This is a genomic window from Claveliimonas bilis, from assembly GCF_020892095.1.
Lineage (GTDB): Bacteria > Bacillota > Clostridia > Lachnospirales > Lachnospiraceae > Claveliimonas > Claveliimonas bilis.
In genome coordinates, this window is sequence record NZ_AP024845.1 from 1,679,113 (window position 1) to 1,697,779 (window position 18,667).

Annotated in this window: 20 protein-coding genes; 15 read left to right on the forward strand and 5 right to left on the reverse strand. The window is 45.2% G+C overall.

All coding sequences use genetic code 11. From position 1 onward, the window contains the following. The first annotated feature begins 21 nt into the window (after positions 1 to 21). A complete protein-coding gene (locus EUBC25_RS08225; protein ID WP_230105024.1) occupies positions 22 to 465 on the forward strand; it encodes a MarR family winged helix-turn-helix transcriptional regulator in 444 nt (147 codons plus the stop codon). Continuing rightward, the gene (locus tag EUBC25_RS08230) at positions 462 to 1,787 is read left to right on the forward strand and encodes an MATE family efflux transporter (protein ID WP_230105025.1); all 1,326 of its coding nucleotides are present in this window, start codon (positions 462 to 464) and stop codon (positions 1,785 to 1,787) included. The genes EUBC25_RS08225 and EUBC25_RS08230 overlap by 4 nt, the downstream gene beginning before the upstream one ends. Here the strand turns inward: EUBC25_RS08230 and bilS are convergent. Together bilS and EUBC25_RS08240 are read right to left on the reverse strand one after the other, a co-directional pair. Then, on the reverse strand, positions 1,784 to 2,308 hold the full coding sequence (gene bilS / locus EUBC25_RS08235; protein WP_230105026.1) for a flavodoxin family protein BilS: 525 nt from the start codon (positions 2,306 to 2,308) through the stop codon (positions 1,784 to 1,786). The genes EUBC25_RS08230 and bilS overlap by 4 nt on opposite strands. 17 nt (positions 2,309 to 2,325) lie before the next feature. Then, complete coding sequence (locus tag EUBC25_RS08240; protein ID WP_230105027.1) at positions 2,326 to 2,721, reverse strand: hypothetical protein; 396 nt, start codon at positions 2,719 to 2,721, stop codon at positions 2,326 to 2,328. Positions 2,722 to 2,967: 246 nt separating this feature from the next. On the opposite strand from EUBC25_RS08240, the gene srtB reads away from it, so the two are divergent. From srtB to EUBC25_RS08295, 11 genes are all read left to right on the forward strand, one after another. Next, a complete protein-coding gene (srtB, locus tag EUBC25_RS08245; RefSeq protein WP_311135875.1) occupies positions 2,968 to 4,104 on the forward strand; it encodes a class B sortase in 1,137 nt (378 codons plus the stop codon). A gap of 22 nt (positions 4,105 to 4,126) precedes the next feature. Next, positions 4,127 to 4,318 carry a DUF951 domain-containing protein gene (locus EUBC25_RS08250; RefSeq protein ID WP_230105028.1) on the forward strand — a complete coding sequence of 64 codons (192 nt, stop codon included), beginning with the start codon at positions 4,127 to 4,129 and terminating at the stop codon, positions 4,316 to 4,318. Between the two features lie 140 nt (positions 4,319 to 4,458). Further along, entirely contained in the window at positions 4,459 to 4,746 is a 288-nt protein-coding gene (gene rpsF, locus EUBC25_RS08255; RefSeq protein WP_230105029.1) for a 30S ribosomal protein S6, read from the forward strand. Between the two features lie 18 nt (positions 4,747 to 4,764). Next, positions 4,765 to 5,205, forward strand: coding sequence for a single-stranded DNA-binding protein (locus EUBC25_RS08260; RefSeq protein ID WP_230105030.1), 441 nt, complete (start codon positions 4,765 to 4,767; stop codon positions 5,203 to 5,205). Positions 5,206 to 5,248: 43 nt separating this feature from the next. Next, on the forward strand, positions 5,249 to 5,515 hold the full coding sequence (gene rpsR / locus EUBC25_RS08265; protein ID WP_230105031.1) for a 30S ribosomal protein S18: 267 nt from the start codon (positions 5,249 to 5,251) through the stop codon (positions 5,513 to 5,515). Between the two features lie 318 nt (positions 5,516 to 5,833). Continuing rightward, positions 5,834 to 6,673, forward strand: a complete 840-nt coding sequence (locus EUBC25_RS08270) for an aminotransferase class IV (RefSeq protein WP_230105032.1) — start codon at positions 5,834 to 5,836, stop codon at positions 6,671 to 6,673. A 46-nt stretch (positions 6,674 to 6,719) separates the two neighbouring features. After that, on the forward strand, positions 6,720 to 7,448 hold the full coding sequence (gene pxpB, locus EUBC25_RS08275; protein WP_230105033.1) for a 5-oxoprolinase subunit PxpB: 729 nt from the start codon (positions 6,720 to 6,722) through the stop codon (positions 7,446 to 7,448). A 1-nt stretch (position 7,449) separates the two neighbouring features. After that, positions 7,450 to 8,379 carry a 5-oxoprolinase subunit C family protein gene (locus EUBC25_RS08280; protein WP_230105034.1) on the forward strand — a complete coding sequence of 310 codons (930 nt, stop codon included), beginning with the start codon at positions 7,450 to 7,452 and terminating at the stop codon, positions 8,377 to 8,379. A gap of 2 nt (positions 8,380 to 8,381) precedes the next feature. Further along, positions 8,382 to 9,167, forward strand: a complete 786-nt coding sequence (locus EUBC25_RS08285) for a putative hydro-lyase (RefSeq protein ID WP_230105035.1) — start codon at positions 8,382 to 8,384, stop codon at positions 9,165 to 9,167. 25 nt (positions 9,168 to 9,192) lie between these two features. Further along, on the forward strand, positions 9,193 to 9,984 hold the full coding sequence (locus EUBC25_RS08290; protein ID WP_230105036.1) for a LamB/YcsF family protein: 792 nt from the start codon (positions 9,193 to 9,195) through the stop codon (positions 9,982 to 9,984). A gap of 50 nt (positions 9,985 to 10,034) precedes the next feature. Then, positions 10,035 to 10,886 carry a DUF4392 domain-containing protein gene (locus EUBC25_RS08295; protein ID WP_230105037.1) on the forward strand — a complete coding sequence of 284 codons (852 nt, stop codon included), beginning with the start codon at positions 10,035 to 10,037 and terminating at the stop codon, positions 10,884 to 10,886. Between the two features lie 58 nt (positions 10,887 to 10,944). Here the strand turns inward: EUBC25_RS08295 and EUBC25_RS08300 are convergent, their stop codons facing one another. Both EUBC25_RS08300 and EUBC25_RS08305 read right to left on the reverse strand, forming a co-directional pair. Beyond that, positions 10,945 to 12,330: a TrpB-like pyridoxal phosphate-dependent enzyme gene (locus tag EUBC25_RS08300; protein ID WP_230105038.1), complete on the reverse strand. Its 1,386-nt coding sequence runs from the start codon at positions 12,328 to 12,330 to the stop codon at positions 10,945 to 10,947. Positions 12,331 to 12,889: 559 nt separating this feature from the next. After that, a complete protein-coding gene (locus tag EUBC25_RS08305; RefSeq protein ID WP_230105039.1) occupies positions 12,890 to 14,635 on the reverse strand; it encodes an IS1634 family transposase in 1,746 nt (581 codons plus the stop codon). Between the two features lie 333 nt (positions 14,636 to 14,968). Here EUBC25_RS08305 and EUBC25_RS08310 point away from each other — a divergent pair, with 333 nt between their 5' ends. Together EUBC25_RS08310 and murD are read left to right on the forward strand one after the other, a co-directional pair. After that, positions 14,969 to 16,357, forward strand: a complete 1,389-nt coding sequence (locus tag EUBC25_RS08310) for a MurL-like N-terminal domain-containing (protein WP_230105040.1) — start codon at positions 14,969 to 14,971, stop codon at positions 16,355 to 16,357. Between the two features lies 1 nt (position 16,358). After that, the gene (murD, locus tag EUBC25_RS08315) at positions 16,359 to 17,756 is read left to right on the forward strand and encodes a UDP-N-acetylmuramoyl-L-alanine--D-glutamate ligase (RefSeq protein WP_230105041.1); all 1,398 of its coding nucleotides are present in this window, start codon (positions 16,359 to 16,361) and stop codon (positions 17,754 to 17,756) included. On the opposite strand, the gene EUBC25_RS08320 is transcribed toward murD, so the two are convergent. After that, entirely contained in the window at positions 17,753 to 18,667 is a 915-nt protein-coding gene (locus EUBC25_RS08320) for an AraC family transcriptional regulator (RefSeq protein ID WP_230105042.1), read from the reverse strand. The two genes, murD and EUBC25_RS08320, sit on opposite strands and share 4 nt — an antisense overlap.

Genomic DNA, 18,667 nt, shown 5'->3' on the forward strand with positions numbered 1-18,667 from the left:
AATTGAGGAAGGAGAAGGGAAATGGAACAGCTATTTAGAAAGCAGCAGAAAGATTTTTCTTCTGTGTGGAGCCATACAAATATTCTTTATCAAAAGTGGGCGGAATATATGGGGATCAGTTATGCGGCGTTTATGACGCTGTATGGGCTTGATGTCCGTGGAAGCATGACGCAGAAAAATATTTGTGATTTCTGCGGATTTACAAAACAGACGGTCAACGGGGTTGTCCATGACTTTGTGAAGCAGGGCTATGTATCTCTGGAAACAGGCAGGAGAGACAGAAGAGAAAAGCTGGTTGTTTTTACGGAAAAAGGGAAAGCGTATGCCAAGAAACTGCTTGCACCGCTTTATCAGACGGAACAGTATGTCTTTTCAACAATTGGAGATGAAAAAATTTCGCAGATGATCGATACGATCGATGCGTTTAATACCTTGCTTGAAAAGCGTTTGGAGGAAGCAAAATGAATCGGTATAAAGTATTTGCTTCATATGTAATTCCATCTGTTCTGGCATTTGCCTTATCAGGGGTTTATGCGATCGTGGACGGATTTTTTGTGGGAAGGAGCACAGGAGATGCAGGACTGTCTGCTATCAATATCGCCTTTCCGGTTGTATCGCTGATGCAGTCTTTGGGAACCGGAATTGGCATGGGAGGTTCCGTTTTGTGGACAGTAAAAAAAGCCTCCGGAAGCGAGGAGGCTGCGGGGAAATATGTCAGGGGGACACTTCTTTTGCTGTTGCTGGTAAGTGTGGCAACGACCGCGGGTATTTATTTTGTAACGGAGCCCATTTTGAGACTGTTTGGCGCTGAAGGAGAAATCCTGATTTTCGGGAAAGATTATCTTGATGTCATTGTTGTTGGCGCGGCTTTCCAGATTTTTGCAACAGGAATTGTCCCGATCATCCGCAATAATGGAAGCTCTCTTTTTGCGTTGGTAGTTATGGTGTCGGGATTTCTGACGAATATCCTGCTGGATTATCTGATGGTATGGGTGTTTGATATGGGAACAAAGGGAGCGGCGCTGGCTACTGTCCTGGGGCAATTGGTGACAACTGTGGAGGCGCTTTTCTATCTGATTTACCGGAAACTGCCGGTCATTGGCTCTCTGCCCGGATTCGGACGAATGTCATGGAATATTTTCAGGATTGGTATCGCCCCATTCGGCCTGACACTCTCTCCCATGATATCTCTTATGCTGATCAACCGCTTTTCTATGATGCACGGCAAAGAAGCGGCAGTAGCCTGCTATGCCTGTATCGCATATGTGCTTTCTGTTGTTCAAATGCTGATGCAGGGCGTTGGAGACGGAAGTCAGCCGCTTATGAGCAGGTATTATGGTGAAGGGAAAAGAGAAGAGGTCAGAAAAGTACAGAATATTGCGTATATCAGCGCGGTGGGGCTGGCGCTCATCAGCAATGCAGTATTGTTTTTTACCAGAACCAGCCTGGGAGAACTGTTTGGAGCGTCAGAAAGTACGAGGCGCTTAGTAGCGGATATACTGCCGGTATTTCTTGTCGGATTGATCTTTTATGCTTTTTCAAGAATTACAACATCTGGGTTTTATGCAACAGAAAATAACATTTATTCCTATCTGTGTGTCTATGCAGAACCGGTTCTGCTATTGATATTATTGTTTATCCTTCCGGGAATCTGGGGCCAGACCGGCGTGTGGTGGAGCGTGGTTGCTTCCCAGATTTTAACGGCATTTCTCGCCCTGATACTGCGAATATCCGAAGACAGATGCAGAAGGAGAACAGATGCACCTTCCCGAATAAAAACAATTTAAATGGAACTGTCAGCAGATGAAATACAGGCAATGGCAAATTCCTGGGCCTTCTGATAATCTTCTGTATCAGGATGGGTCATAGCCATATCGAAATTTCGGATGAACATATCAATTTGTTCGGAATTTTCATCAGTGCGCATAGTTTCATATTTGTTACGCACCTGAAGAGGCATTTTCCCCTGGCAGAGGTACGCGCCCAGATAGCGGCAGGTATCGTTGATCCAGATACTGACATTTTGCTCGATCATTTTATAGTATTCGGGAGAATTTCCCATACCGCAGGTGCCGAACAGAGCGATATCTTTTCCGGTGAGACTTTGGATAAAATTGCTCACTTCTAAAGCGCATGTGCCCCGGTGGACACAGAAGCCGATGAAATAAAGGCGCGCCTCTGGTATACTTTTTTCTGTCGTAATGTCGATGAGATCTTTTGAGTTCCCCGGCAGAGCAGAGAAGACAGAGGCCGCCAGATTTTTTGTATTGCCTGACTGGCTGTTATATAAAACAAGGTATTCCAGCATTTGTGAATCTCTCCTTTCTAACTCTTTTTAATAAAGCGTGTCTGACATTTGGGACAGCGGATTTCGATCTTTCCTTTTCCTTTCGGTACACGGATTTTCTGGCGGCAGGTGGGACATTTGTAGATATGATGTGTCTTTCTCTGTGCCAGAAGATTTTTCTGTGTAGAAAACCAGGTGCGGAGCCGGCGCGTTTTGGCAAGGTATGTCTGGTTTTCAGCAGAACGTTTGTAAATATTACGTGAAAACATACGGAAATAAGCATAAATAATCAGCGCCCAGGCCAGCCAGGACAGAACCGGAACGTCAAAAAGACTGGCGAGAACAACAGCAGCAAGTGCAGCAATTATAGTAGCTTTTCCTAAAGAATCAAAGCCGTAACGGCCTGCCATAAAACGGATCAGTTTTTCTTTCATGATATTATCACCCTCCTAACAGGAATGATACACTTACCATCGTCAAAGTCAATAAACTCCCCATTAAAAATATATAAAATAATAGAAGACCTCTTCGGAATGTGGTATAATATCCGCGTAGGCATTGAGCCATGCAGAAATACAAGAGGGACAAATGCATGCTTGCATGCAATTTGGACGTCTTGCATTTCTATAGGGCGAAAGCCCGCGAGCGAGACCCCCGGAGGGGGCGAGCTTGCATGGCGGATGAGGGGAAAGAAAGCCTGGCATAGGGCGAAAGCCCGCGAGCGAGACCCCGGAGGGGGCGAGCTTGCATGGCGGATGAGGGGAAAGAAAGCCTGGCATAGGGCGAAAGCCCGCGAGCGAGACCCCGGAGGGGGCGAGCTTGCATGGCGGATGAGGGGAAAGAAAGCCTGGCATAGGGCGAAAGCCCGCGAGCGAGCCCCCCGGAGGGGCGAGCTTGCATGGCGGATGAAGAGAAGGAGTATAAAAATGGGCGAACGGAAACATTATCATAGAGGAAGAAGAAAACCAGTATCGGAAAAGCGGACGGCAATGAGGGATGAGGATACAAAAAGAACCAACAGTACCGGCAGCAGAAGTAAAAGGAAAAAGAAAAAGTCGGCAGGGAAAGGAAGACTGATAAGCAATATTGTACTGGTAGTTGCAATTATTGTATTCTGTGTGTCGGGATTTCAACTTTACCGGATCATATCCGGATATCAGGAAGGGCGTCAGGAATATGACCAGGTTCGTGAGATGGCAGTGACACAGGAAAAGGCAGAAGATGGGGAAGAGCAATTTCAGGTAGATTTTGATGCACTGATGGAGATCAACCCGGATACAGTGGGATGGATACGTTTCGATCCGGAACCGTCACAGATCAACTATCCGGTGGTGCAGACAACAGATAACAGCACATATCTGGACAAGACATTTTCTGCAAATGATAATACGGTAGGTGCAATTTTTGTAAACACATATAATAATCCGGATTTTAATGACAGAAATACTATTATTTACGGACACCGCATGAATGATAATTCTATGTTCCATGATCTGGCAAAATATGAAGAAAAATCTTTTTGGGAAGAGAATCCTTATTTCTATATTTACACGCCGGACGGACGGGAGATTACTTATCATATTTATGCGGCAGGAGTAGTGACAGATACTTCTGATACATATCTGACAGAATTTGCAGACGACGCTGCCTATGAGGCTTTTCTTGATTATACAAAAGAGGCGTCCGAATATGACACCGGCGTCGAAGTTACGGCAGAGGATACGGTGGTGACTCTGTCTACCTGTACCAGGGCAAGTGATGAGCACAGGATGGTAGTTGTGGGAGTAAAAGAAGAAGAAAAGCAGATAGAAGAATAAAAAAGTGTGTAAGGAGGAGATTATGCCGCAGTATACTTATGAAGTGGGAGACATTGTGAAAATGAAAAAAAAGCATCCCTGCGGTAGTTTTGAGTGGGAAATCCTGAGAGTCGGAGCAGATTTTCGACTGAAATGTATGGGGTGCGGACATCAGATCATGATCGCCAGAAAACTGGTGGAGAAAAATACGAGGGATTTAAGAAAAAAAGCTTGAAATCACCGGGGCGTTATGGTATCATTTTAAATCGTGATATATTAGTATTCGTCTGGTCATGCAAGGCGCATGACAGAAGAATATCCTTGCTCCCCGCAGGAAAACAGGGGGCCAAAAGACCAAAAGGAGGTGCACACTACATGAACAAATATGAGTTAGCTGTTGTAGTCAATGCAAAAATCGAAGACGATGAAAGGGCACAGGTAATCGAAAAAGTAAAAGCATTAATTACTCGTTTCGGCGGAAATGTGACTGACGTTGATGAATGGGGTAAGAAGAGACTGGCTTACGAAATTCAGAAAATGAAAGAAGCATATTATTACTTCATCCACTTCGAATCTGATGCTACAACTCCAGGCGAGATCGAACAGAGAATCCGCATCATGGATAACGTACTCAGATATTTATGCGTAAAACAAGAGGCATAGAAGAAGAGAGGTAAAAGAATGAATAAAGTAATTTTGATGGGACGTTTGACAAGAGACCCTGAAGTAAGATATTCACAGGGAGAAAATCCCCTGGCTATTGCCAGATATACACTTGCTGTAGACCGCAGATTCAGACGTGACGGAGAACAGAGCGCTGATTTTATCCAGTGTGTTGCTTTCGGCAGACAGGCTGAACATGCGGAGAGATATTATCGTCAGGGACTTAAAGTCGTTGTCAGCGGACGTATCCAGACAGGAAGCTACACCAACAGAGATGGCGTGAAAGTATATACAACAGAGGTAGTAGTGGAAGAACAGGAATTTGCCGAGAGCAAAGCGTCCAGTGATGCAAATGCAGGCGGCTTCCAGTCAGCTCCCGCACCGGCACCGAGCGCACCAGCAGGTGACGGCTTCATGAACATTCCGGATGGAATTGATGAAGAATTACCGTTTAATTAGGCTGAAGGCAGCTTAATAAACTTGATAGAAAGGAGAAATTATCATGGCTTTTGAAAAAGGAAATCGTCCGGAAGGCGGTTTTAAGAAAAGAGGCGGCGGACGCAGAAGAAAAAAAGTATGCGTATTCTGCGGCAAAGAAAATAACGAAATCGATTACAAGGATGTAGCAAAATTAAGAAAATACATCTCTGAAAGAGGAAAAATCCTTCCGAGAAGAATTACAGGAAACTGTGCAAAGCATCAGAGAGCTCTTACAGTTGCAATTAAAAGAGCAAGACATATTGCTTTGATGCCATACGTTCAGGAGTAATCAGAAAGAATAAAAGGCCCGTCGGTTGGGAAATCACCCTGCCGAAGGGCCTTTTTTTACTCTGGGAAGCCGCCTTATTTGATCCGGCTTTGAAATGAAAATTTCATGGCTGAAAGAAATGAAAAATTCCTTGACATATAAATTAGAAAGGAATACAATACAGACAGATTGTGAAAGAACGCAGGCAAAGATGTCAGCAGACAGCTTTTTTGCGTTCTTTTTTATTTAAATAGGAAACTTCGTTCCCTATTAAATAAAACGCTCTGCAAGATGCGAGCGGGGCATTGAAGAAAATTAAGAATGAAAAGGAGAGTTTGTATGAAAACACTGGGTTATTACAATGGGAGATATGGGGAACTGGATGAAATGATGATTCCTATGAACGACAGAGTATGTTGGTTTGGGGATGGAGTATATGATGCAGGTCCTTCCAGAAACTACAAAATTTTTGCCCTTGATGAACATATAGACCGTTTCTTTAACAGTGCCGGACTGCTTGATATTAAGATGCCGGTTACCAAGGCAGAGCTAAAAGAAATTCTGCAGGAAATGGTAAATAAAATGGATACAGGCAACTTATTTGTGTATTATCAGGTGACAAGAGGAAGCGGAATCAGGAACCATGCTTTTACAGAAGGAGCGGGGAATCTGTGGATCATGCTGAAACCGGCGGAAATTTCTGACGGCACGCAGCCGATCCGTCTGATCACGTTGGAAGATACCAGATTTTTGCACTGTAATATCAAGACGCTGAATCTGATCCCTTCCTGTGTGGCGACAGAGAAGGCGAAACAGGCCGGTTGCCAGGAGGCGGTCTTCTACCGTCCGGGAGGCAGAGTAACAGAATGTGCACACAGCAATGTTCATATTATCAAAGACGGAAAACTGGTTACAGCGCCTACCGATAATCTGATCCTTCCGGGAATTGCCAGGGCACACCTGATCAGGATGTGCAAAAAGCTGGAAATTCCGGTTAGTGAGACACCGTATACTCTGGAAGATCTTTTCGCAGCTGAAGAAGTGATTGTTACCAGCTCAAGCAATCTTTGCCTCTATGCAAACGAGATTGACGGAAAACCGGTAGGAGGAAAGAATCCTGGGCTTCTGGAAAAGCTTCGAAAAGCTTTGCTGGATGAGTTTTATGAAGCGACAAAATAAGAAAAATGACAGATTTTGATGAAAGAAAAATTTGAAAGGTGAAGTCATGGGAGAAGTAAAATTTATGCCATCCGGTGACAGAGCAATGGTCGTAGAATTCGGTAATGCGATCGATACCAGGATTAACGATCAGGTACATACACTTGCAAGAAGGATTGAAGAGGAGCAGATCCCGGGAATTGTGGAGCTTGTTCCAACCTTCCGTTCACTGATGGTTTATTATGATCCGTTCCTGACAAGCTATGCGAAGCTGAAGGCGGTGCTTGAAAACAGCGGGGAGATAGGAGCAGGATCAGGGGAAAAGAAGAAAAGAATTTTAAAAATTCCTTGCTGCTATGGGGCGAGATTCGGCCAGGATCTGGCAGATATGGAAGCTTACACCGGGCTGGACCGGGATGAAATTATCGCAATCCACAGTTCGGTAGACTATAAAATTTATATGATGGGATTTCTTCCCGGATTTGTATATCTGGGAGGATTGGATAAAAGGATCGAGATCCCGAGGCTGAAAACTCCGCGGGTGAAAATTCAGCCGGGAGCAGTAGGGATCGGGGGAAATCAAACAGGTGTGTATCCGCTGGCATCGCCGGGAGGCTGGCGCCTGATGGGAGGCACTCCGGTGGATTTTTACGATCCTGACCGGGAGGAGCCGATCCTCTGTAAGGCGGGAGAATTTATCCGTTTTATTCCGATCACGATAGATGATTATTATGATATCCGCCGTATGATCGTAAACGGCACATATCAGGTAGAGGTTTTGGAGGAGGATGCATAAGATGTCTGTAAAAGTTATTATACCGGGTGCACTCACGACAGTGCAGGACGCCGGGCGTTATGGATATCAAAATTCCGGTATCCAGACTTCCGGAGTAATGGATCAGAAAGCCTATAAACAGGCCAACGAACTGGTGGGAAATCCTGCAGGAGAAGCGATACTGGAGGCCACTTTGTTTGGCGGAATGATGGAAGTGGATGAAGATACACTGATCGCCTTTACAGGGGCGGACATGGAACCGCAGATTAACGGGGAAGCGGCTGAAATGAACCGCCCGTATCTCTTGCAGGCGGGAGATACGGTTTCTCTTGGTATGGTGAAAAGCGGATGCAGAACTTATATTGCCTTTGGCGGAGGTATTGACGTCCCGATCGTAATGGGAAGCAGGTCCACGAATCTGAAATGTGCCATGGGAGGCTATGAAGGACGGGCGCTAAAAGCGGGAGATGTGCTGAAGACGGGAACGCCGCATGCCTCTTTTGAAGAAGTAAAAGAGCGGCGGGCGAAAGCGGAATTTTATGGTTCTCCCATTGAGGTGAGAGTGATTGAAGGTCCCCAGGCAGAATATTTCAGCGACAAAGGCAAAGAAACCTTTTACGGCGGAACTTATACAATTTCTGATCAGAGCGACCGTATGGGTTACCGCATGGAGGGAGAACCGATCGAGAGCGTAAACGGGACGGATATCATTTCTGACGGCATTGCTTTTGGAGCGATACAGGTGCCTGCAAGCGGGAAGCCTATTATTTTGCTTGCTGACCGGCAGACAACAGGCGGATATGCCAAAATCGCCGTAGTGTGTTCCTTTGATATTCCCAAACTTGTACAGGGCAAGCCGGGAGATCAGGTTCGTTTTGTAAAGATCAGCGTGGAAGAGGCGCAAAGAATCAATGAATCGCAGCAGACAGACTGCATGAAGAGGGGGAAATAGTTATGGATTACAGTACAATGACGCCCGCACAGGCGCGGGCACTGATAAGAGAAGAGAAGATAACCGGACAGACTTCCGGGATGTGTGCCGGATACGCACAGGCAAATCTTGTGATCCTTCCGAAGGATCTGGCTTATGATTTCCTTTTATTTACACAGAGGAACCCAAAATCCTGCCCGGTTCTGGAAGTCAGTGATGTGGGAAGCAGGCAGCTTCATTATATTGCAAAAGATGTGGACATTGCCAGAGATATTCCGAAATACAGAATTTACAGAAAAGGAGAGCTGGCAGGAGAATATACAAATGTGGAGGAATTTTGGCAGGATGACTTTGTCAGTTTTCTGATAGGATGCAGCTTTTCCTTTGAATCAGGGCTTCTGGATGTGGGCGTTCCGGTGCGGCAGATTGAAGAACACTGCAATGTCCCTATGTTTAAGACAAATATTCCCTGTACTCCGGCGGGAATTTTTAAAGGCAACATGGTGGTGAGCATGCGTCCCATGCCTTACGATCAGGTAGTGAAAGCGGTGCTGGTAACCGGAGAGATGCCGAGGGTGCATGGCGCCCCTATCCATATCGGGGATCCGTCAGTGATCGGCATTTCAGATATCCATAAACCGGATTTTGGAGATGATGTTACCATCAAAGAAGGAGAGGTTCCGGTATTCTGGCCTTGCGGCGTTACGCCCCAGAATGTTGTTATGAATGTAAAACCGGAGATTGTTATCACACATTCACCAGGGCATATGCTGATCACAGACATAAAGAATGTAGAGCTTAAGTATTAAATCAGAGTGAAACGAGGAAGAAACGATGTATTTTGTAGATTTAAACTGTGACCTTGGAGAAAGTTTCGGAAATTATAAGTGCGGGATGGATGAGGAAGTGATCCCCTTTATTTCATCTGCGAATATAGCCTGCGGTTTTCATGCATCAGATCCGCTTGTTATGATGAAGACAGTAGCGCTGGCAAAGGAAAATCAGGTATCTGTGGGAGCGCATCCAGGTTATCCCGATCTGGTTGGGTTTGGAAGAAGAAATCTTTCAGCTTCTCCTGCAGAAGTAAAAGCGATGGTGCAGTATCAGGTAGGAGCGCTTCAGGCTATTGCAAAGGCACAGGGAATGTCGGTGCGGCATGTAAAGCCTCATGGGGCTATGTACAACATGGCAGGGAAGGATGCAAAACTGGCAGAAGCTATTTGCGAGGGGATTTATGAAGTAGATCCCGGGCTTATCCTTCTGGGACTGTCCGGCAGTGAAATGTTGAAGGCGGCTGAAAAGACCGGGCTTCGGTCAGCGAAAGAGGTTTTTGCAGACCGGGCTTACGAAGAAGACGGTTCACTGGTGGCAAGAAGCAGGCCGGGCGCAATGATCACAAATGAGGAAGAAGCAATTGAAAGAGTTGTCCGTATGATAAAAGAAGGAAAAGTAACGGCCATTACAGGAAAAGACATCGAAGTGCAGGCGGATTCCATCTGTGTCCACGGCGATGGGGAAAAGGCATTGGCTTTTGTGGAAAAGATCAGGAAAACCCTGGTGCAGGAGGGAATAGAGATCGTTCCTCTTGAAAAAATCGTAGGCCAGAGACAGGCGCATTCATTTTAAGCCGGCGCCTGAATGACAGAAGAAATGATAACAGAAAGGAAGAGATGCAATTGGGAGCGGCAGCGCAGGTAAAAAGTGAAACAATCGAAGATGTAGTACTTCGCCATTCGAAACGGGGAATGACGGTGCTACGCAGCTACATGTCCAGGGATTACTGCAGACAGGCTGCAAGAAGGATTCTGGAGTTGGAAAAAGGGACGATCCTTTTAACGACCGGATTTTATGTAGCGGGACATGCGGAAACAGATGGACCTCTTGGGACGGTTGTATTGGCAAAAGCATTGGAAAAACAGGGTTTTTATCCGGTTATTATCACAGATGAATTTTGCCGGGGATTTTTTGAAGCGGCAGATCTGGAAGTATGTTATGTCGATGTAGAGGATGGAGCAGAAAAGTATGAGGCGTTGTTGGAGAAATTTGCACCGACAGCACTGATTTCCATTGAGCGCTGCGGCCGAAATGTAAAGAATGATTATGCCAACATGCGCGGAGTCAGCATTAAAGAATATACAGCCCGGACAGACTGGCTGTTTATTCAGGCAAGAAAGCAGGGAATCCCGACATTTGGAGTGGGCGACGGCGGAAATGAGATTGGCATGGGCAATTTAAAAGAGGTTATTTCCGGTAAACTGGAACTTGTTCCCTGTAAAGTGAAGGTAGACACTCTGGTCATTGCGACGGTTTCCAACTGGGGTGCATATGCAATCGCAGCCTATATTCAGAAAATGACCGGAACAAAAGTTTTACCCGGGTTTTCCGAAATCAAAGAGTATCTCTCCCTGATCGTAAATATGGGAAGCGTGGACGGCGTGACAAAGGAACAGACGCTGAGTGTGGATGGTTTTTCACTCGATGTGGAAAAAGAAATCCTGGATGGATTGAAAACGCTGGCTGCAGTGTAGAAGAAAGAAGATGTCCCCAACTATGAAGAGAAAATCCATAGTTGGGGACGTTTTTTGTCTATTTGATCTCATTTCCCGGGAATTTCGGAATCCCGTCGAATCCGATCTGAAGGTCAGCGTCGGTCGGAATGTAGTCGCTCATCTGCCCGTTGTGGTATTTTTCATATGCAACCATATCAAAATATCCGGTACCTGTAAGCCCGAAGAGAATGGTTTTTTCTTCTCCGGTTTCTTTACATTTCATTGCCTCATCAATGGCAACGCGGATAGCGTGACTGCTTTCAGGTGCAGGAAGGATTCCTTCTACCCGTGCGAACTGTTCGGCAGCGGCGAAGATAGAGGTCTGCTCTACAGAGCGGGCTTCCATGTAGCCGTCATGGTAAAGCTGTGACAAAATAGAGCTCATGCCGTGATAGCGAAGGCCGCCGGCGTGATTGGGAGAAGGAATGAATCCGCTTCCGAGAGTGTACATTTTTGCAAGAGGACAAACCATTCCGGTATCGCAGAAATCGTATGCGTATACGCCTCTTGTGAGGCTGGGGCAAGAGGCCGGTTCTACTGCGATAAACTGGTAATCCGCTTCGCCCCGCAGCTTTTCTCCCATAAATGGTGAAATCAATCCGCCCAAGTTGGAACCGCCGCCGGCGCACCCGATAATGATGTCTGGTTTAATGCCGTATTTATCCATGGCGATCTTGGTCTCCATTCCAATGATGGACTGGTGGAGCAGTACCTGATTCAGCACGCTTCCCAGGACATAGCGGTATCCGTCTGTATGTGTAGCAACCTCTACTGCCTCAGAAATGGCACAGCCAAGGCTTCCGGATGTGCCTGGATGTTCAGAGAGGATTTTGCGTCCGATTTCTGTTGTTTCCGAAGGGGAGGGAGTGACGGACGCGCCGTAGGTCCGCATGACTTCCCGGCGGAACGGTTTCTGCTCATAGGAACATTTAACCATAAATACCTTGCAGTCCAGATCCAGGTAGGAACATGCCATGGAAAGAGCGGTTCCCCACTGCCCGGCGCCGGTTTCTGTTGTCACGCCTTTCAGTCCCTGGTCTTTGGCATAAAATGCCTGGGCGATGGCAGAATTTAACTTGTGGCTTCCGCTTGTATTATTGCCCTCAAATTTGTAGTAGATTTTTGCGGGAGTCTGGAGTTTTTCTTCCAGGCAATAAGCTCTTACCAGGGGAGCGGGACGGTACATTTTATAAAAATCCTGAATTTTCTGCGGAATAGGAATATAGCGGTTGTCATTGTCCAGTTCCTGTTTTACCAGTTCCTCACAAAATACAGTGCCCAGTTCTTCGGCAGTCATTGGCTTTAAAGTCCCGGGATTTAAAAGGGGAGCCGGTTTGTTTGTCATATCAGCTCTGACGTTGTACCATTCTTTTGGCATTTCGCTTTCTTCCAGATAAATTTTGTAAGGGATTTTCTTTTCCATGTGTCTGTTCTCCTTTCTGAATAAAATAAACTTGAAATGTGATGATGCTTTTCTGCAGGGAGAGAAGAAAAAAAGCTCCTGCCCCTGCAGATAAAATGCAGGGACAAGAGCTTGTTATACTGAAAAATCAATGATAAAACTCCTGCGGTGCCACCCGGCTTGATGTAAAACATCCTCTCATGCATACTGACATATGCTGTCTTTGATAACGGAGTTCTCTCTCCGGCTTGCATACTACTGTATTCCGCTCGCCCTCAGAAGCCCATTCCTTTTTGGTTTGATCTGCTGCAATCCCACCGCCTGCAGCTCTCTGTGAGATAAATGTCAAAAAGTACTTACTCTTCTTCACTGGTTTATAGAAACTTTATCATGGAAAGGTGAAATTGTCAATTATTTTCTTTCCGGGAAAAGTGACATTTTCCCCAAAGACCTGGAATGACTTGAGAAAACGCTGAAAATGAGATAATATCCCGAGTTTGACACTTGTGAAAGTAAAAAGCGGCTACAGACCCAGTATTTATGCGGGCTGTAGCCATTCTCTCTTTGGAAACGATTTGTGCTATTTTTTTACTTCTTCTGTTTTGGTGTTTTTTATTATGCTTCGCATGGCTGATTTTGAGATAAATTCATAATCCGTACGAAAGCCAAATGCCTTGTGTAAATCATCCGTCAGATCGGTTCTCTTGTAAGAAGGAATATAGCCGCTTTCTTTTGACAAAAGTGTTACCTGCATAGAACGAAGGGTGCCCAGAATCTCGTTACAGGTATATTTGTTTCCGATTTTTTTCTCAAGCAGTCGGTACACAAGCAGGCTGATATAACATGTAAGGAAATGTGCTTTGATGCGGTCCTCCCGCCTGACATAGACGGGACGTGCTTCAAAATCCGTTTTCATGATTCGGAAGTTTTCTTCAATTTCCCAACGCTGCCTGTTGATTTTTAAGATTTCCCCAACAGCGCCTTCGAGATTTGTTATGACCGCATAAAAACCGTCATACGTTTCTTCTTCAGAAATACGTTCCAAATCCAGGTCATATATGTTTTTGCATGCAACTTCACCCTGTTGTGTTACGGCAGTAGATTTAATAAAACGGGCTGGGTCATTTTGGTTTTTGCCACGTCTTTTTTTGCCCGGCTGTTCCATCATTTTTACAGCGCGTGATATCTGTTGCTCGCGGATCCTTTTCTGGTATGCCTTGTATTTTGGAGAATAGGTTACGATGACGATTTCATCCATGTTTCCATTTACAACAGGTACTTCCTTGTAAAAGATTGTTTCGTAAATATCCGGATCGGATTCATCGAGGGTGGATATATCGATGAACTTATCTGAACCAAGTCTGCGAAACTGTTTTGGATTTAAGGCAATCTGCCGGTCTTCCTCGCGCATCTTCTTTAGAGATTGTGTGATGACATAAGAACGGTTTCCAAAGCTGTTAAATCTTCGGTTTGACTGACTGCCCAGTCCAGCATCTGAACAGAAGATAAATTCGCCGCATGCAAAGTCACGTATTATTTTTGTTTCCAAAGGTTTTAAGGTCGTCTGTTCATTCTGATTTCCCGGGAACACATCAAAAGCAAGGGGAATCCCATCCGCATCCATAAACAACCCCATTGTGACGATGGGATTTGGTCTGTTTTCTTTGCTTTTTCCATACTTTCTAAAATCATCATCCTGCTCGATTTCAAAGTAATAGTTCGTACAGTCATAGTAGAGAATCTTCTGGTTTCTCGGATGTACGAAGTTTGAATTGCGGTACAGCTCCTCCTGGATAAAGTCGGATTCTTCTGCCATAACGGAAAGCGCGCGGTAGATGTTCTGCAGTTCATACTTAGGCGGTTCAAGCAGCGTCTGGCAGTAAGAGTAACTGCCAAGTTTACTGGAAGGTGCGAGGATTCTTGAAAAAATCTGATCCGTAAGGATTGCGCTGAAATTATAAGTGTATTTGTGGCGTTTGGAAATCTTTCGACAAATGGAATCAATTTTTAATTCCGTGCACAGTTTTTGAAGAAACAGATATCCAACCTGAAAGCAGCGTTCTTCATTTTTGGGAATATAAGCGCTTTTTGATAAAGAAACCGTAACGCTGCCTGTTTTAGCGTTGTATTCCATCGTGTCTTTTTCTGCCTCTGATTTTGCCCACGCCATCATAGCATCATAATCTCCGGAGAACTGATCTAAGAGTTCGTTGAGTTTTCCGAGTTTTCTATGGATTTGAGTAGCAGTTTTTCCATTGCTTTTACGGTATGAGCGTTTAATATAGACATCTTTGTTATCTGAATTTCCTGTAAGTGAGATGTACATGTAAAATACCTTCCTTTTCAATATAATCTAATTATAGCACAAAGCGTACAAAAGCGCACGTATTATTTTTAAAAATTTGACAAAAAAATAAGCCATGATTGGCTTAAATAAAGGATTTTTGCGATATGTTGTTAAAAAGAAGTGTCAAACACCCGTCAAAAAGTACTTACTCTTCTTCACTGGTTTATAGAAACTTTATCATGGAAAGGTGAAATTGTCAATTATTTTCTTTCCGGGAAAAGTGACATTTTCCCCAAAGACCTGGAATGACTTGAGAAAACGCTGAAAATGAGATAATATATACAGAAGAACATATACAAGGAAGGTATCATAATGTTTTCATATACACAACTGCGAAGAGATTACCCGGAATTTATTTATCACGGGTATCAGATAAAAGAAGAAAAAGAGAGGATATGCCTGGAATATGATTTCGAAATCCCGGGCCTGTCCTCTTTTCATCCCACCTGGGAATTTCCCAAAAGAGATGAGGAGAATAGAAAGTATGCTGATGATAGTACGTTTCGTAAGCTGGCATTTTCCCTGGGTATGGTAGAGCTGATCAGCTACTGGAAGATCGCCTGCCCGCCGAAAGTGATCGTGGAAGCCGGGGCTTTGACGGCGGAGCAGATCCTGTGGTGGAAGGATCTGTATTTTAACGGACTGGGAGAATTTTACTATACAAATGGAATCAGTGAGAATCAGGAAGATTTTATGGAAATTGTTTCTGCAGGGCAGGAAATCAGCGCCGACGCTTTATCTGACCGCCGGCTGGAAGGATGCCTTGTGCCTGTCGGAGGAGGAAAGGATTCTGCCGTAACTCTTTCGCTTCTGAAAGGAGAAAAGGAGACAAACTGCTGTTATATTATCAATCCCAGGGGAGCGACACTGAAAACGGTAGAAAGAGCCGGCTATGGAGAAGCGCAGATGTGCTGTGTAAAGAGGACGCTGGATAAAAACATGCTGGAGCTGAATAAGCAGGGGTATCTGAACGGTCATACGCCTTTTTCGGCAATTGTGGCATTTTCTGCAACGATCGCAGCATATATGGAAGGGAAAAAATATATTGTCCTTTCCAATGAATCCAGTGCTAACGAAAGCACGGTGGAGGGAAGCACGGTAAATCACCAGTATTCCAAGAGTTTTCGTTTTGAGAAGGCATTTCATGACTATGAGGCAGAATATATCGGAAGCGGAACATATTACTTCAGTATGCTGCGCCCGTTAAGTGAGTTTCAGATTGCCGGGTATTTTGCAAAATGCCGGGAGTTTCACGATATTTTCCGAAGCTGCAATGCGGGGAGCAAAGAGGATAAATGGTGCGGGCACTGTCCGAAATGTCTCTTTGTGTGTCTGATTTTATCACCTTTCCTTTCCGGAGAAGAAATCATCCGCATTTTCGGAAGAGATATGCTGAATGATCCGGATATGACAGAAGATTTCCGCAAGCTTACAGGCATGGAAAAGGAGAAACCTTTTGAGTGTGTGGGAAGCAGAGACGAGGTGAATGCGGCAATTTCCCTGACTATTGACCGGATGATGGGGCAAGAGAAAGATCTGAAAAAACTGCCCGGACTTTTCCGTTATTACGTGCTGAATGGGCTGTACAGAGAAAACGATCCCGCGTCCGGAAGATTTTTCCGGTATTTCGATGAAGAAAATCTCCTTCCGGAGAGGTATCTTGAACTGGTAAGGAGAGAATGCACGAAAGGGGAAAGGTAACATGCTGGAAAAAATACGCCAGACCGTAGAAAATAAAAAAGTTCTGGTTCTTGGACTTGGAAGAGAGGGAAGATCCAGTCTGCGTATGATCCGGAAGGCAGGAGGATATAAGGAGCTGGCAGTGGCGGATCAGAACCCGGTGGAGGTGAAGGAATCCGGAGAAGAGAAGATTCCGGTCATATCGGGAACGCATTATATGGACAAGGAGCTCCTTGATTCCTATGATATTGTCTTTAAGACTCCGGGTATTGTTCTGCCGGAAAAAATAGAAAACTATAAGTGCCAGTTTGTGTCTCAGACCGGACTTTTTATCAGTAAATTCCGCAGTCAGATCGTGGGAATTACCGGGACAAAGGGAAAGAGCACCACATCCACTCTTTTGTATCATGTTTTGAAAGAGAACGGAGAGGACGTCGTGCTTGCAGGAAATATCGGTATCCCGGTGTTTGATATTGCGGAAGACATTACAGTGGGAGAGGTCATTGTACTGGAATTATCCTGCCATCAGCTGGAATATATCACTGTTTCTCCTCATATAGCGGTGCTTCTGAATCTTTATGAGGAGCATCTCGATCATTATGGAACGATGGCGGCGTATGTCCGGGCAAAACAGAATATCTATGCATGGCAGGAAAAGGAGGATCTCCTTTTCTGCAATATGGAATTTCTTCCCGGACATGAAGTGGAGGGGGCAGGCCCGGAAAGCGCCGGCGTGCCATGTAAAGGCGAAGTGATCTCGGCGGTTTTGATCCCCGAGGGAGAAAGTCCTTCCGGCAGAGGAGATATTGAAGTGGCTGGAAATGCAGTGCGCTACAGAGGCAGCGGTCTTCGCATTCCGGAACAGGGGATTTCCCTCATCGGTCAGCATAATTATTTTGATATTGCCATGGTTTATGGAATATGTAAGGAATTTTCTCTTACGGATGAACAGTTCCTGAAAGGGCTTCGCAGTTATCAAACCCTTCCCCACAGGCTTCAATATCTGGGGATAAAAGACGGAATCCGCTTTTATGACGATTCCATTTCCACAATCGGGGAAACGACGATCCAGGCGCTTGAGAGTATTAAAAACGCAGGAAGCATACTGATTGGCGGTATGGACAGAGGTGTGGATTATGATCAGCTGGAAGAATATCTTGCCGGCAGCAGTGTAAAACACATTATTCTGATGGAAGCAACAGGGAAACGGATCTACAGTGAAATAGAAGAGCGATATCCGACGCTTTTCGGAAGTGGAAAACTTTGTCTTGTAGATCACCTGAAAGATGCTGTGGAACTTGCGGGAAAGCTGGGAGAGGAAGGCAGCGCCTGCATACTCTCACCAGCGGCGGCAAGTTATGGAATCTTCAAAAATTTTGAAGAGCGGGGAGAAGTTTTTAAGAAATATGTTTTCGGTTAAAACTTTCTGTCTGCCATTGCCTTAATGGAAGAGGCATATTCGGAAGGTGTCATTCCGGTTACTTTTTTAAATTGCCGGGAAAAATAGTGAATAGATGTGTAGCCAAGCTGCTCGGAAATCTGCGTGAAATTCATTTTATTTGTGCGGATGAGCTGCTTGGCTGCATTGATTTTCATAAGAGAAAAATATTCAATGATGCCGAGGCTGCTTTGTTCCCGGAAAATTTTCTGCAGCTGTGAACGGCCGATCAGGTTTTCGCGGCAGATCTGTTCAATGGTAACATGGCTGCCCAGATGAGCCTCCAGATAGTCCACCACACGATTGAAAAGTTCAATATCGCTCCTCTTTTTGGTCGCTTTGAGAGGAAGAGGACGAAGGGAGCTTTTGGGCAGTATCATAGGGTTGGAGTACCGGCGGAGCATGTGGATGAGAAAATGCTCCAGGTAGAGGCGGATCATCTGCTGAGCGCCAAAAGCGTCAGGCTCTTTTGTAGGCATATTTTGCAGATAGGGATCATCCAGGCGGCAGTCAAAGCAGCGTCTTGCTTCAATGACGATATCGGCCAGGATCATCCGTTCTTTCTCATCGATCTGAAGGATACGGTTTCTGAAAAAATCCATGGCGGGATCCGTGCATCCAAAAGAAATAACGACCAGATTGGGTGCGATTCCCCGCGTTGCCTCTACGCTGTGGAATTCATTGGGCTGATGGAAGGCGATTTCGCCCCGTTTCAGGACAAACTGCCGATCTCCGCCCGTGACGGATACCTCCCCTTTATCTACACACACAAACTCCCAGAAATCATGGGTTTCCCCCGGAAATTTAAAATCACTCATATATTCAAAATAGTGAATGCTGTAGAGCTTTTCGATCGATATGGAATTTTTTAGTTTGATACCGTCATATGCCAT